Origin of the sequence: Flavobacterium phragmitis, from assembly GCF_900112575.1 — a bacterium.
GTDB lineage: Bacteria > Bacteroidota > Bacteroidia > Flavobacteriales > Flavobacteriaceae > Flavobacterium > Flavobacterium phragmitis.
Window position 1 is genome coordinate 1 of the sequence record NZ_FOMH01000020.1, and the last position, 15,270, is coordinate 15,270.

General features: G+C 34.4%; 10 protein-coding genes and 1 rRNA gene. All 11 read right to left on the reverse strand.

All coding sequences use genetic code 11. From position 1 onward, the window contains the following. Positions 1-270 (reverse strand): 16S ribosomal RNA (locus BM289_RS24625); the annotation flags it as partial. Between the two features lie 750 nt (positions 271-1,020). Then, positions 1,021-1,221, reverse strand: coding sequence for a YqaE/Pmp3 family membrane protein (locus tag BM289_RS24630; protein ID WP_208610284.1), 201 nt, complete (start codon positions 1,219-1,221; stop codon positions 1,021-1,023). Positions 1,222-1,885: 664 nt separating this feature from the next. Then, positions 1,886-3,466, reverse strand: coding sequence for a trypsin-like peptidase domain-containing protein (locus BM289_RS24635; protein ID WP_091499069.1), 1,581 nt, complete (start codon positions 3,464-3,466; stop codon positions 1,886-1,888). Positions 3,467-3,530: 64 nt separating this feature from the next. Further along, entirely contained in the window at positions 3,531-4,718 is a 1,188-nt protein-coding gene (locus BM289_RS24640; RefSeq protein WP_091499070.1) for a TlpA family protein disulfide reductase, read from the reverse strand. 6 nt (positions 4,719-4,724) lie between these two features. Beyond that, positions 4,725-5,879, reverse strand: a complete 1,155-nt coding sequence (locus tag BM289_RS24645; RefSeq protein WP_091499071.1) for a TlpA disulfide reductase family protein — start codon at positions 5,877-5,879, stop codon at positions 4,725-4,727. An 81-nt stretch (positions 5,880-5,960) separates the two neighbouring features. Next, positions 5,961-7,526, reverse strand: coding sequence for a PKD-like family lipoprotein (locus BM289_RS24650; protein WP_091499072.1), 1,566 nt, complete (start codon positions 7,524-7,526; stop codon positions 5,961-5,963). 33 nt (positions 7,527-7,559) lie between these two features. Continuing rightward, on the reverse strand, positions 7,560-8,192 hold the full coding sequence (locus BM289_RS24655; RefSeq protein WP_167365498.1) for a DUF4843 domain-containing protein: 633 nt from the start codon (positions 8,190-8,192) through the stop codon (positions 7,560-7,562). Between the two features lie 145 nt (positions 8,193-8,337). Continuing rightward, positions 8,338-9,777 carry a RagB/SusD family nutrient uptake outer membrane protein gene (locus BM289_RS24660; protein ID WP_091499074.1) on the reverse strand — a complete coding sequence of 480 codons (1,440 nt, stop codon included), beginning with the start codon at positions 9,775-9,777 and terminating at the stop codon, positions 8,338-8,340. A gap of 33 nt (positions 9,778-9,810) precedes the next feature. Beyond that, entirely contained in the window at positions 9,811-13,083 is a 3,273-nt protein-coding gene (locus BM289_RS24665) for a SusC/RagA family TonB-linked outer membrane protein (protein WP_167365499.1), read from the reverse strand. Between the two features lie 208 nt (positions 13,084-13,291). Then, positions 13,292-14,437 carry a FecR family protein gene (locus BM289_RS24670; protein ID WP_091499078.1) on the reverse strand — a complete coding sequence of 382 codons (1,146 nt, stop codon included), beginning with the start codon at positions 14,435-14,437 and terminating at the stop codon, positions 13,292-13,294. A 135-nt stretch (positions 14,438-14,572) separates the two neighbouring features. After that, entirely contained in the window at positions 14,573-15,115 is a 543-nt protein-coding gene (locus tag BM289_RS24675) for an RNA polymerase sigma-70 factor (RefSeq protein ID WP_091499079.1), read from the reverse strand. Positions 15,116-15,270 lie beyond the last annotated feature (155 nt).

A 15,270-nucleotide genomic window follows, 5' to 3' on the forward strand; every position in this document is an offset into this window, starting at 1 on the left:
GCCTTGGTAGGCCGTTACCCTGCCAACTAGCTAATGGGACGCATGCTCATCTTCCACCGTTGTGACTTTAATAATGTGTTGATGCCAACTCATTATACTATGAGGTATTAATCCAAATTTCTCTGGGCTATCCCTCTGTGGAAGGCAGATTGCATACGCGTTACGCACCCGTGCGCCGGTCTCAAAAACCGAAGACCTATACCCCTCGACTTGCATGTGTTAAGCCTGCCGCTAGCGTTCATCCTGAGCCAGGATCAAACTCTTCATCGTATATTTTAATAATGTATATCCGACGCTTCTCTAGTGGTCATATTCGGATCTTCCGATTCCGTTACTCTTATTCTGTTTGTTCCGATTCTCATCGGAACGGCTGTCAATTCAATATGTCTACGAACGTAATCTCTTTTTCTTTCGCTTGTTTCTCAAAGCGGGTGCAAAAGTAGCACCTTTATTTAGATTTACAAGTATTTTGAAAAGAAAATTTTCAAACTTTTTAAAAACTTTTTCTTAACTTTCTGATAATACAAAACTTAAGAATTAAAAAACAAAAAACCTATTAAAGATTTTACCTACAATTATAGATTTCAGATAAAAAATACATCGAAATACTTGTTGATTTTATTAAGTTCATAATCTTAAACCATAAATCGTACCTAATCGTTAAAATGTGAAGTTTACATTTTAGACAAAACAGTATGGCAGATATTTAGGAAATAATTTCAGCAATCTTTCAATTGAACTTGTTACTGTTTCTATTTCAAAAAACTCAGGCAAATTTTACCGATATTGACAGTTAAAGTCTTGTCGTAGAATACTGATGCATTCTATTTTTGAAAAGTTAAAAAAGGCAAATAATAAAACACCGAAAAAGAACGACTTGAAAGTTTAGTTCGAAACATTACTATTCTATTTTACTTTGTCTTCTAAACTTTTGTCCAGAAACTGAATACTCGAAACAATTAAAAGATAAAAATCTTGAAAATGTCATATGATTTAGATTTCATTAATTAATGAGCTATTTTACTTCGACCTAATTGCTTTGATAAGTTTGGCATTACGTTTGTCTGCTTTTAAATTCTGAAGTGACAAAACAGCCCATATTGCAGCAGGAATCCATCCTATAAGAGTAATCTGCAGAATAAGACATAATAAGGCTGTTAAGATTTTTCCTCTCAACAGAAAAGACAACGAAGGAAAAAATATAGCAATTAAAGTCAACATAGGTTTTGGTTTTTAAAATAATAGCAATTAAAAGCACGAGAAAATAAAACTATCTTAAAGCATTAGTCTCCAACAAACCTTTTTTGTTTCAAAAACAACATTAAATAATTATTCAAAGTTCAGTACCCCACTCCACAAAGTGTTCATTCGAAAATCTAAACACGTTAAGGCAAATGTCTACGACTTTTTTAGACATAAATGGAAAAAAAATCAGAGATTTTTCTGAGGTATCAAATTCTAATAACTACAAAAAAAATTGCGCAAAGTCAGAGTAGACTGCGCAACTTTTCATGAGGAACTTCTTAGGAGAGCGGGGCAAAACAGTTAATACTTTTAAAATTAACCACAAATTTGGTAGTGATTTTATACAAATTACCTTCTTACAGCATTTCCTTTTTTTAACCCATCTGTTACTAAATTCTTGAAAGACATTTTAAAATTAGGCCGTTACTTAAAATGTACCATTTTTTCTAAACCAATTCATCTATTTAATTATTTAAAGTTGGCCATTTTCAAGTTAACATTTTGATTATTAAGTATCAAAAATTAACGTCATTCATTTAATAAATAGAAATTCACTTCGGGATAAAATGTCTAATTTATCCCTCATATCATTCTTGTGAAACTGAAAGAGCCACTATTCTCAATGAAAAATTAAACTTTGTTACTTTATTAAAGAAGATTCAACAAAATTAAAAATTACATCAGCAGGCACTGCCAGAGAGCAAGTACGGCTGAACCGGGCTATATTAACTCCCATAAAAGTTCCATCGTCTTTAAAAACAGGACCTCCGCACTGGTAAGGCAGCAACTTTGCATCATGAGCAAAAACAGACTCAAAATTATCAAACCGTTCACTCCTTCCTCCCTTAAATTTATTCGAAGGATGATCGCTTAAGGGAAATTTCTCCAGCACCGCGGTGCAAATAAACTCTTCTTCGTTTCTTAATCCTTTTATCGAAATAGTATCGCCGACCATATACTGCATTAATTCTTTGCCATAATCTTCGGGCTTTACAACAGCAATACCATTAATATATTTCACCTGATCCTTTACCTGCAAACCTGCTTTTACAGCTGGACTATCGGGACCTAAACTGGTAATCGTTATATTGCCGTTAATAAAATTGGCACCTGCACCCAGATAGCCTTTAGCTGGTTTAACGGTAAATTTAAAAACATTCGATCCTAAAGAACTTAATTCACTTTTATTATCACTTAAAAAACTGATAAGGAGCGTTCCAAGATTTTCAAATGATTCAGTATCTTTAGTTTTAGAGATTCCTTCCTTATCCGTTTTACTGATTTTTAAAAGTGCTAAATCATCTGGCAAGCTAGTGGCAAAAACTTTTGCATTGTATAGTTTGCCATCAATTTTAACTAAAACAGCGTTTGTCAGCAGACTGCTTTTGGTAACAATCCATGAAGAATTTCTTGATTTATTTTCAGGTATAATAAGTGTGCCAAAAGCTATTACTTTTGTCTTATCAGCCTTGCTTACTATTTCTACTATACCTTTTGTTGCTAAATTATGCGGTGCTGTATTTAGATTATTTATAAGTTTATCCTTTAAGGTATCAGATGTAAACTGTAATTTATCTGAAGGTAGTTCTGCATAATTTATCGGTAGCTGCAAATATTCCCAATATTCCCTGAAAAGGTTGATCGGTGACTCGTAATTAATATCTTCATCTATAGCTATACGGCTGTGAATTGCAATAACCCTTCCCAAATTATCAAAAAGCGGACCTCCAGAATCTCCTGGTTCCATTTTGCAAGTTGAAACCATAAATCCCCACGGATCCAGCACGGTTGCAATTTTACCTACGCGTATTGTTGGAACATCTTGATCTAGTGTTGTCGGATAAGCTATACTGACACACAAATTATCAATGCTCATGCTGTCAGACCAGCCCATTTCTGCAAAAGGATAAGTTCCTGAATCAATAATCTTAAGCATTCCTATATCTGGTCTTCCCTGCATAGATTTAATTCCCATTCTTCCCATAGCTTTAGCTCTCACTGTTTTTCCATCAGGAAAACGTACCCTGTAAAAATTACCCGGATGAATTGCATGAGCCGCAGTTAAAATAATTCCCTCTGGTTTCACGACAACACCAGAAAACTGCGGACTATTTTGTTTTGCGCTTAGACTATCGATACCCCACAGCTTTACAGCTGCAGGGTACGATTTTTCTAAAACTTTCTTGACCGTTTTGTCCTGAATTTCTGTATTCTGTGCCATTAAAACGCTGTTGGTTAACAGTACGAATACAAATATTTTTTTCAATAGAAAAAATGCTATTTTTTTACTTTTCACTTTCAATTGCTTTAGCTAGCTGGTCTTTTAAGGATTCGCCAAAACCAGTATATTTCTGAATTATTTTACCTTCTCTGTCAATTAAAAATAAAGTTGGTATACCCACAATCATAAATTCTTTTAATGTTTTTTCTTTGTCGGGGCTTAACACCTGTGGCCAAGGCATATTTTCCTGTGCCATAGCTTTGCGCCATGCTTCTTCATTAGAATCTACGGAAACACTCAGCACGTCGAATCCTTTGTCTTTATATTTAGCGTAAAGTTCTTTTACTGCAGGAATGGCTTTTCTGCAGGGACCACACCAGCTTGCCCAAAAATCAATCAGAACATATTTACCTTTAAAAGACTCTATGTTGATTACTTCTCCATTAGGAGAAGGATAGGCAAATGCTGGTATCTGACTTTTATTTTTTAACGAATTTCTAATATTCTTTTTGGTTTGATACTCTTTATCCAGATATTTCAGATTTTCGGACTGCGGATATTTTTTAAGTGCCTGCTGCATGTTTGATTCAAAAAATGCACTGTCATTATCAGTAGGATACAAACTCAGTAAATAAGCGATGGCCGGGCTGTCGGAGTTAACTTCAATAAATTTCTCCAAACGAAGCTTATTAAATTCTCCTGATTTTTTGATAAACCCGTCACTCTTTATGTATTTTCTCCAAGTTGAATCCTGCTGAGCAGTACGGTTTGCCACAAGCCATTCATCATTCAATATTTTCATTTCTTCAGAAGCTAGATATTGATTATAATCTGCCGCATTAATAATTTTAGTTGGTTTAGAATTACTTTGAAGCTCAACAAAACCTGAATTTTTCATTTTAAATTTAGACGTATCATAACCACGAGCCAAAACTTTTACGTCTGCATCGGCCCAAAAAGATGCGGTCTGCCATTTTAAAATATCTAAGGAATATAAAGTTTGTTTTTTATTCGTTTTTAGTTTGAAATCTCCCTGCTCATTTACTATTGCTGAATCGATAAGTTTTCTTTGATTTCCAATGCCTTCATATAACCAGATTTTATTGTATTTTTTAAAAATCTCTGGGTTTAGATTCTGAACATGTCCGTAAACAGCAATTGATTTCTCTGATTGTGCCTGTAAGACAAATGATGCGAAAAGGAAAAGAATAAAACATAGATAAAAGGAATATATTTTTTTTAATGGTATCATATCAATTTATTGTTTAAATATTTCTTTTAATGTTTGATCTAGTTCTTCGTGCCCAGAGCCTTTCCAACGTTTAACCAATCGCCCTTCTTTATCTAATAAAATTTGTGTAGGATATGCCTCTATACTATACATTTCAACAACATCCTGTTTTAGATTAATTTCGTTGTTAATAACATTTGTCCAAGTTAAACCATCTTTTTCAATAGCTCCTTTCCAATTTTTTTCAGCTAACTCCTGACTTTGAACCTTTTCACTTGCGACTCCTAAAATTTCAAAACCCAATGCTTTATATTTAGTATATAATTCTTTTAAATGAGGATTAGCTGCACGACACGGACCACACCAGCTACCCCAAAAATCTAACAGTACATATTTTCCTTTAAAATCTGAAAGTTTAACCAGCTTACCATTTACATCAGGTTTAGTAAAATCAGGCATCGCACCACCATCACTTATTATTTTATTGGCCTCAATTTTAGATTTTATACCCTGACCATATCTGGTATTTTTGTATGTTGGAGACAAGGCATTGAATGCCTGTTCCAACTCGCTTTCAGAATAACTTTTGGATGTTTGATTTAAGTAATAAATGCTGGCAAGTAAATCGGGATTTTCTTTAATAAAAGCATTTTTACCATCTTCAATAGCCTTTCGGTTGGCCATCATCTTTTTTACATGCTTCTCGGTCTCTTCTTTAATACCCATCATACGTATTTCTGTGAATTGCTGTTGAAGCGCCATCATTTCTTTTATGTTTTTGGCTTGTAGTTTTCTTAGTTTTGTAAAACCGTCATTATGGATATCGCCTGTTACTTCAGCCAGATGCAGTTCCTCTACATTACCATTGACAGTAATATTCGCTCCTTTACTAAGTACAATTTCTAAACCTGGAGCTGGCATATACATACCTGTTTTACCTCCTCCTAAATAGATGTTGCGATCGTAACTTGTTCGTAATTGTGTAACAATAGGCTCATCTGCAGCTTTACCACTTAATTCAAATACGTCATTTTTTGCCTGCACTGTAATATTTCCTTCAGGCCCGGGAACAATTATCTGTTCGTTGCCTTGTCCTTTAATTTTTCCTTTAATGGTAAAGTCTTGTGCACTAACTGCAACTGCCGCTGAACACATTATCATTGAAATTATAAACTTTTTCATTTATTTCGTTTTATTGTTTTTTGCTATTAATTACTTATTATTTTATCCCGATACATTTGTAGCGTATCGGGATAAAATCGATTACCTGACAATAAATGGTTTCCAAGCCATGGCTTTAATTTTACCAAAACCTGTGTATTTTTTTTCTGTACCAGCTATTATTGCCCCATTGGTTTCATTTACCCCCATTTGGTAAACCGATCCTATTTTTGTACTTTCATTATATGTTGCGATATATAAAATTTTACAAAAATTCTTAGGATCGTATATAACTCCTGTAGCTCTATTTTGATTGTAATATTTTTGCAGAGAAATTGTAGTTATGGTTTCGCCAGCCGGTGGAGTCCAAAGTTTATCTGTAGTGCCAGGCGTGTATTTAAATTGATATAAACTATTAGGAGAACTATAGTAAAACACTTCGCCGTATGCCCCTGCGGTAATAGCATTAACGCTGGCTATTTCGGGACACGAACTCATATTATATTTACCTCGTCCAATTGTAGTGGTCTCTCCGCCTATAAAATTTGCGGTCAATAAAAAATAACTGCCACCACCATCTTTCATAAGAATATGTTCAAAATTGCTGAATCCTAAATCAGAATCGATTAATTCTAAACCAACGTTCTTAACATCAAACGCTGCCGTTGCTGCCTGTGCCGTTGCAATAGGAATAATCTCTGCACCTCTGGAAACCACTTTTACAAACCTCTTATTGGTCTGGTCGTATAAAATGGCATCAAAAGCAACGCTCGTTGCAGTCGCCATCCAAGGCGCTAATTTTCCATAACTGCCGGCTAAGGCATCATTAAATGCTCTGTCTCCAGGTGCAATAATGGTATAATCAACTAAATGCAGCTGATTGTTGTTTATTAGAAATTCCTTTCTGGCTATGGTTGCAGTAACAAATTCGGGAGTTTTTACCGCTGGAGGCGTCCAAAATAATTTATCATTAAAAACAGCCATACTCCTAAATGTTGCTGGGTCAACGCGAACCGCATCATTAGAACTTTGAATATATAAGGCATGAGCTCCCGTAAGGTTAGCAAGTGAATAAATCAGTGAACCTGGTTTACCGGATATCGGAGCTCCATTAGCATTTGCATATAAGTCATAATACACCCGTTCATTAGTGGCAGTTTTAGAAATTTCATTATTAGTTATCAAACCAACATCTGTATTACCCTCTTTTTCATAGAGCACCATCCAACCTTCGGCTAAAGAAGGAGTAACAGCCACAGGAAATTTTGCAAATGTTTTTACCCCTGTATTTGTATTGGTTACCGTAAAAAGAACCTCCCAAACTAATTCATTGGCAGTAATCTCTTTATGAAGATGTAAAGTAGTTGCTAAATCATGTCTTTCCTGAATATCTCTGTTAATCTGGGCAGGGTACATTTCCCAGCTGAAACTTAACTCCTTGAATTGAGGGTTTTCAGGATTTACTTGTGTACCCTTATAGATTACTTTGGGTTGCAACGTTAAGGTATCATAACGTAAAATAGAATAAGAGGTTTCCATTTCAGAAACATCAATAGTTACTTCATCTAACTTTTGATATTCATAATTTCCTTTATCATCATAACAGGAAACCATGGTAATCATTAGAAACAAGAAGCTGTACAACTTAAATATATTTGCTTTTCTCATTTTTTAATTTTTAAAATTAGTTCCATCCAAAAATTATGGGAAAACAACTAATACATTATTTTCATCTCTCAAAGGCTGACTGTGCTCTTGATTGTACTTTATCAATTCGCTTTTACAGCGATTTTGATAATACTGGGCACGCGTATAACTAATTTCATTAGGAGGAACCGGTGTGCCTGTGTAACGAACTTTGAATACTGGCGCTTCACCGATTATCGTTGTTATAAATTGAAATTTCACGTCAGAGTAGACACCGAAAAAGGTAGACAACCTGTAATAAGGAAGCGGGTCTACATCCCAATGAGCTGGTTTACTAAATTTGTCCCTGAAAACAATTTTTAAATCAGAACGTTCTGTAATTCCTTTTTTAAAGTTTTCATTTTCTTTAAGACCAAAAACAATCTTAGCAGACTTATTTTTAAAATCGGAAGAACGATAAATATAAACAGGAAAAACATCTTGATAGGTATTTGCTTTCAGTACATAGTCCTTTAACTTATAATGAACTCCTTCTAAAATTGCAGTGGTATCTCCACCTATTGGCTTTAACCTGAAAGTTCTGTCTTGAGCACTAGCGAACCCAGTTAGTCTAACAGAAAACATTATACTGTCGACGCTGTTAAGTGATTTAAAAGCATAGTTGTACTCCAAACTATCTGGTTTCATAGTATTAGTGCCTAACCATAAGTTCAATCCACTGAAATCTTCAGGAAATACCGATTTGGGTTCCTCTTCACATGCTATAAATAGCAAGGAGCAGATTAGTATTGCAAATGTTATATTTTTCATAGTGATGAAATGTGTTTTTTAATTATTGATTATCTACTCTGCCAGGTGCGTTATTAAGCTCACTTATTGGAATTGGCAGTTTGTAACCTTTAATAGCTATTATATCATTAATCGGCGAACGAGGAATACGGCTTGAGTTTAATCTTTTATGAAAAAAGAACAGCTGTCCTTCACCTATAACATCCTTTCTAAACTCTTGTAATAAAACAGTATCAAATACAGCACGATCAATATTCATTGTGGTTAACCCTCTATGTATTCGTACTTCATTAATCATTGCTGAAGCCCTTGTAATATCTGTGTCTTTGAGAGCTTCTGCAGCAATAAAGTACATTTCAGATAATTTAAGAATTGGCATTTTATTTCTATAAGCAGTCGGCCAACTTGTACTTTCTAACTGTTCGTACTTTCTTAAAAAATAATTCCCTTCATTGTTTGCTCTGTACCAGTAGAGATATCTGTAATCGTCTGAGTTACTATCGTAATATTCGGTTCTGGTTGCAGGAAACATATAAAAAACATTACTGCCACCTGTTGTGGTAAACGAGTTTTGATAAATAGTATTCATTCGCACTATATTTAAAGCAAACAAATGTTCCGTAGAAAATGTAAGGTCTGCATTATTTGCATCTACCAAGCTATTTTGAGTAATCCAAGGGAATTTTGCAGAATTTATTACCTCCATAGCATTCGAGACTGCTTGAGTATGATCATGTTTGTAGAGATAAACTCTTGCCAAGAGTCCTTTGACCGCATAATAATTTAAATGCACCTGACGATTCATTAAATATCCATTATCATCTGCAATAGTAATTTGCCGGCCTGTTACTATAGGATCGTTTTTCAATAACTCTGCTGCTTGGTTCAAATCATTAATAACATTAGTAATTACGGCATCTACTGAAAGCTGCGGCGCAATTTCCTTACTCGCTTTTGTGAAATAGGGAATCGATAATTTGTTTGGGTTTTCCTCGTAGCTTGCCCCAAATACACGAAGAAGGTCAAAATGAATCCATGCTCTTAGCGCTAAAGCCTCTCCTTTTATAATGTCAAAATTATTATCTCTAAAGACTCCTTTTTTAGCATCAATTTCTTCTAATAATTTATTATCATTAGCTATTGCATTATACATCTGATTCCAAATAGCATCAATTCTGTTTAAGGAAGTCGTGCTGTTTTTATAATCATAGGTTTTATCAAAGTCATAAGAAATACTTTGAAAATCCCATTCAGCCCCTAAAACTCCCATTAATCCGAAAGTCATTTCTCTTCCGTATAAGGGTTCGTAGGCCAAAGTCGTGTAAACGCCTGCCAATGCCTCTTTGAAGCCACTTTCGGATGAAAATAAATTACTATCGCGAACTTGGGATTTGGGTTCAACATCGAGCCAATCTGTACAAGAACTCAAAACTAACGATAGAGTTAAGACTATTATTTGGGGAAATATTTTATATACTTTCATGATTTAAAACTTTATACGTTAATATTGCATCAGTTAAAATGATGCTTGGACAGAAAAAGAAAACGTTCTTGCAAAAGGAAAATCTAATCCTCGTTCGGCTCTAATGGTTGACATTCTTGCTAAATCGTTGCCAAATAGTGTAACTCTTAGTCTGCTTAACCTCGCTTTTTCTAAAAAGTTCTTATTTCTAAAATCATAAGAAATATTAACAGAATTCAACAGTAATTCATCAAGATCTTGGACAAAACGGGAGCTTGGGTTAGTTCGGGTTGGAGTACGTCCAATTGCTTTAAAGAAGACATTGTCTCCTGGATTTTTCCATGTATCAGTAAATACACGTTCATCCACATTATATTGAATATCCACATTCTCTACCCTATCCACTAACGTTTGATTATAATATTGAGCCCCTAGACGATATGAAAATGCGCAATTGATGCCAAAACCTTTGTATTGTGCATTAAACCCAAAACTTCCTCGAACTTTAGGGGTAGATTCTCCTACAGCCACCTGATCATTTGGATCCCAGACATAAGTTAGCTCTCCATTCTTTTTTACAAAAATTTCGCTGCCTGTAGCAGGATCAATTCCCATGGAGCGAACCGCCCAAATAGCAGTAGTAGATTTTCCTTCCTGATATCTTACAAAGGGTTTTGTAGATGTGCCTCTATCAGCTTCTAATTCATCATTAACCGAATTTAGCGCATCTGAAATTTTGACTAATTTGTTTTTATTAGATCCAACGTTTAAAAACAAATTAACAAAACTATTGCTGGAAGGATTACTCCATACTTTATAGTTTAAGGTGGCATCGACACCATTATTTCTTATTTCGCCTAAATTTTCTGAAATAGTGCTAAACCCAACTGATCCCGGCATGGACACCGGTGTAAGCAGATTATTAGTCAGACTTATGTAATAATCAAATCGTAAAGATAATTTACTCCATAACCCTAAATCCAGACCAAAGTTATAATCTTGTGTCTGTTGCCACTTCAACTGATCGTTTGCCAGACCTATTAATTTTGCTCCCACTACATTATCATAATAACTATCTGTAAAATAGTTATAAGTAGCCATGGCCTGATAGGGGTTAAAATTCTGGCTTCCTGTATATCCTGTCGATGTGCGCAATTTTAACTGCGTTATCCAATCTTGTTTGAAGAATTTTTCTTTGTGGATATTCCATCCTAAACCAACCGACCAGAAGCTTCCCCATCGGTTATCGGCGCCAAATATGCTGGATCCCTGCAAACGATAAGTAAGATCTGCTAAATAGCGGTCATCATATGAATAATTTAATGCAGAAAGCAATCCCGTTTCCCGAGTAAGAGCGTCAGAACCTGATGGTCGGCCATCTTGAGCATATTGTCTCGCAAAATTTATATAATCCACTCTGTCATTTAAAAAGCCTTGAGCATGTACTCCATGGCTTTCGCTTCCCACTTCATATAAATTCCATCCGGCATTTAGGTAAAAAAGATGCTTATTGATTGTTTTAGAATAGTTTAAAGTAAGATCTGTTTTGATAGAATGGCTTTTGCCATCGGTTATCGTATAATCACCTCTTCTATAGAAATCTGCTTCTGAATATTCAGCATAACGGGTATGATTGGCAGGATAAAAATCTTCTCTGGTTTCATGAATCTGCGTATAGCCAAAACGACCAACAATTTTAAGTGCCTTGGAAATAGACCACTCTGCCTGAAAATTATTGGTAATATCAATATAATCACTAAAATTTTTAGTTCCTAACGTGGCATTAAATAATGGATTATAATAGTTTACAGGAGTTCCTGATCCGGAATCAAACTGTCCTAATAATTTTTTAATATTGCCATTATCATCATATGGTGTCCAATACGGATTTAATCTTGTGTATTCTGAAAATGAACCATAAGGAGAATCGTAGGCATGATTGCCAGTAACCGTCAGAATATTTCTAAAAATAAAATCACTGACACGATACGATAAAAATATATTGCCCGAAGTGGTTCTTCTCCCTGATTCCTTCATAACTCCTGGTATCGAGTTATACGTTAAATCTGCTCCGTAACTAAAATTATCATCACCTCCTTCTAAAGACAATGTGCTTTTATGACCTACAGCTGTTGTTAAGGGTTGAGAAAGCCAATAGGTATTGACTCCTCTTGCCACCTCAGCATAAGTTCGGTTATACTGCTCTTTGAGTAATTGTTCACTGTAATAAAAATTAGAACTATACCTCCCAGCATTTAATTCTACCTGGAGTTTTTGTTCTGAATTGGTTAGATGATAACTGCTCAAATCTGGGGCGGTTACATTTAGATCTCCCGTGTAGCTTACTCTCAGTTTCCCTTTTTGAGGTCTTTTAGTTTCCACTACAACAACTCCGTTTGCCGCTCTAGAACCATAAATAGCTTTTGCAGCGGCATCTTTAAGAATCGTTACAGCAGCTACCCTGTTCATATCCAAATCGTAGATTTTCTGCAGAGTAGTCTCAAACCCATCCAAGATAAACAAAGGGGAATTGGGGTTATTTGCATATTCGCCACTTAAACCTGGCAAGCTGTTAGCTCCCCTGATTTGTACGTCTGGTAAAATATTAGGATTCGAGCCCGCAGCTATATTATCAATCTGAACAAATGAGGGATCTAGCACTTTTAAACTTTGAATTAAATTCTGATTTCCTATAGTTCTCAATTCAGCCGCAGTAAATGTAGATGCCGCGCCGGTAAAACTTTCTTTATTTCTGGTATAAATCCCTGTAGACACAATTTTTACAGCTTGAAGCTCCGTAACATCTTCTTCTAAAACTACTTTAATCTGCCTACTATTACTAATTGGAACTTCTTTAGTTTTATAACCTATATATGAAAATTGGAGAACATCATTTTCAGCAACTTGTATAGTAAATTGGCCATTCAAATCTGTAACTTCAGTAGACTTTGTCTTTTTTGAAGTTACACTTACTCCCGGTATAGCCAAACCCTTAGCATCTGTTACAACACCAGATATTTGAATTTCAATTTGCTGATTAGAATTACGGGGAATTGTTGCAACAATAGGTTTGATTACAATAGTGTTATTTCCAGCTAATAAAAACTCAAGCTTATTAGCAGTAACACACTTTTCAAGTAAATCTGAAATTTTAACTGTTCCCTTTTTTAAATTTACCTTGGGTGCGTTTGAAAACAAATCTTGAGAATAGATAAAATTGTAATTGGTCTGCTGGATAATTAAGTCAAAAATTTCATTAACACTAATTGTCACGTCTTTCTTTATCACAATTTTTTCATTCTGAGAAAAAGCTATTGTTGGCGACATACTAAAAGCAGTGAGGCAGCTAAATAACAATATGGTTCGAATCATAAAAATAAAATATCGATCCCGATAAGAGGGACGAAAAATGGTTTGGTTAATTTTCATAAATTTGTGTTGGTGATTGGTTATTAAAAATAATTGGTCATTGGGAATCAAAAAGGGGGATTGTTATACACCGGCCAAAGTTTATATGCTTTCCCTCTTTTTATCTTTATTTAAAAATTACAGTCTTTTCTTTTATTTCATAGGATTTAATTTGGTTAGTAGTTTTAATTAATTCTAGTATTACTTCAAGGTTTTGATTTTTGCTGAATTGTCCTTTAAATTTTTCATTTTTAATTGTTTCCTCTTTTATAATGAATTCCACATCATACCATCGGGATAAAACTTTTACAATATCCTTTAATGTCAAATTATCAAAAACAAATTGACCATTCAACCAAGCTAATTCCCTGTCTAGATTGGCAGGAGTTATTCTTAAGGAAGAAGTGGCAGAATGTATAACAGATTGCTCTCCGGGACTTAATTCTTCTTTTTTAGTACCATAATCAATAACAACCTTCCCTTCTTTTAAGGTGGTTATTAAATTTTCTTCATCTTTATAGGCTTTGATATTGAATTGGGTACCAAGTACTTCAACATTTTGTCCTTTGGTTTTTACGTTGAAACGCGACCCTTTATGAACTGTACTTGGAGATACTTCAAAATAAGCCTCACCATATACCAGTTCTACAAAACGAGGCTTGCCGTCGATAAAATGATTTGGAAATTTCAGCTGGGTTTCAGAGTTAAGCCTGACCCTTGTTCCATCAGCCAACAATAAAGAGAACTGTCCTGCACGCGGAATGGTTAGATAATTATACTCTATAGATGCATTATTATCTGAGTAGGTTACTGATTTATCATTTGCAGCTACTCCATTACCCTTATAAGTATTTCCGTTTCCTAAAACTATAGTCTGTCCATTTCCTAAAACTAAGGTCGCTTTATCTGTACCTGGTGCAATAGATGGTTTACCAGTTGCAACAGTAGTTTCAATCTTGCCTGCAGAATTGTACTGGGCAAAATAGAATACAGTCCCCAAGACAATCACTGCGACTGCGGCATACCTCCATATAGGCGGTTTAGCTACGCCAATGGCTTTTTGTACATTTTTCCAAGCCCTTTTTTTATTTATTTGTTGCGCTAATAACTGTCGCTGTCTTCTTTTTTCAGGACTGTTTATGTTTTCAAAAATGTAATCTTTATACTTTTGCTCAAAAAGATCTGTCTCTTTTAATTCTTTTGGATCTTCTTCTTTGACCAGCGATAGAGCAATCTGTCTTGAAAGTTTATAAAGTTTGTTTAGAGTCGTCATTTTAGTTTTGATTTTATACTAAGACGACTAAAAAGATAAAGTGGGTATAGAAAAAAAAAAATATTTTTTTTAATGTTTTTCAAAAAACACCTAAAAATATACAACAAAACAAAGAATTTACTGTATAATATTTAGCTATTGTTTTAATTCGGCTATAAAAGCAAATAAAAGAAAATAATCTTTTAATAAAGGACGTAAACGTTTATAAGCTATCTTTTTTTGAAGTTTAATGGTATTTATGGAAATTTTGAGTTCCTCAGCAATTTCTGGATTACTCATCCCTTTCATGCTCAATCTTATAATTTCAGCACATTTTTCAGGTAGCGCTGTTATGGCTTTTTCTAATAGATGATTTGTATCGGAGATAAGCACTTCACTATAAAAAAACTGATCTGTCTCCCATTTAGAGATGTCTTCTCCATCTAAAGAATAGGTTGTCCTCACATAAGCACTTTTTAAATAATCTAGAGACTGATTTTTAACTGCTGTATACAGATACGATTTAATAGCCTTGTCATTCTTAAAGGCAGTTTTTTCTTCCCATATCTTGATAAAAACATCTTGGACTAAATCCTGCGAGGTTTCAAGATTTTCAACATACTTATTGGCAAAGAGGCATAAACTGGTATACAAACTGTCAAATGTATACTTATATTCTTTCAATGTTAATGTTTTCATTTCTGCAGCTGGAAAATATTAGAAATTCAAAATAGTTAAAATGCAAAATGTAAGATTATACTTCCTGTTCGCGAATGAAGATAAACATTTAAAAAATTAATTAAAAATTTAAAACTTAAAATACAAAAATATACAAATTACATAAAGTTAGTAGA

What these genes read in the sequence shown, in the direction of transcription:
- BM289_RS24660 (WP_091499074.1), bottom strand. Translation starts at nt 9,777, where the DNA reads ATGAAAGTATATAAAATATTTCCCCAAATAATAGTCTTAACTCTATCG.
- BM289_RS24655 (WP_167365498.1), bottom strand. Translation starts at nt 8,192, where the DNA reads ATGAAACCAGATAGTTTGGAGTACAACTATGCTTTTAAATCACTTAAC.
- BM289_RS24650 (WP_091499072.1), bottom strand. Translation starts at nt 7,526, where the DNA reads ATGAGAAAAGCAAATATATTTAAGTTGTACAGCTTCTTGTTTCTAATG.
- BM289_RS24645 (WP_091499071.1), bottom strand. Translation starts at nt 5,879, where the DNA reads ATGAAAAAGTTTATAATTTCAATGATAATGTGTTCAGCGGCAGTTGCA.
- BM289_RS24675 (WP_091499079.1), bottom strand. Translation starts at nt 15,115, where the DNA reads ATGAAAACATTAACATTGAAAGAATATAAGTATACATTTGACAGTTTG.
- BM289_RS24635 (WP_091499069.1), bottom strand. Translation starts at nt 3,466, where the DNA reads ATGGCACAGAATACAGAAATTCAGGACAAAACGGTCAAGAAAGTTTTA.
- BM289_RS24640 (WP_091499070.1), bottom strand. Translation starts at nt 4,718, where the DNA reads ATGATACCATTAAAAAAAATATATTCCTTTTATCTATGTTTTATTCTT.
- BM289_RS24630 (WP_208610284.1), bottom strand. Translation starts at nt 1,221, where the DNA reads ATGTTGACTTTAATTGCTATATTTTTTCCTTCGTTGTCTTTTCTGTTG.
- BM289_RS24665 (WP_167365499.1), bottom strand. Translation starts at nt 13,083, where the DNA reads ATGTCGCCAACAATAGCTTTTTCTCAGAATGAAAAAATTGTGATAAAG.
- BM289_RS24670 (WP_091499078.1), bottom strand. Translation starts at nt 14,437, where the DNA reads ATGACGACTCTAAACAAACTTTATAAACTTTCAAGACAGATTGCTCTA.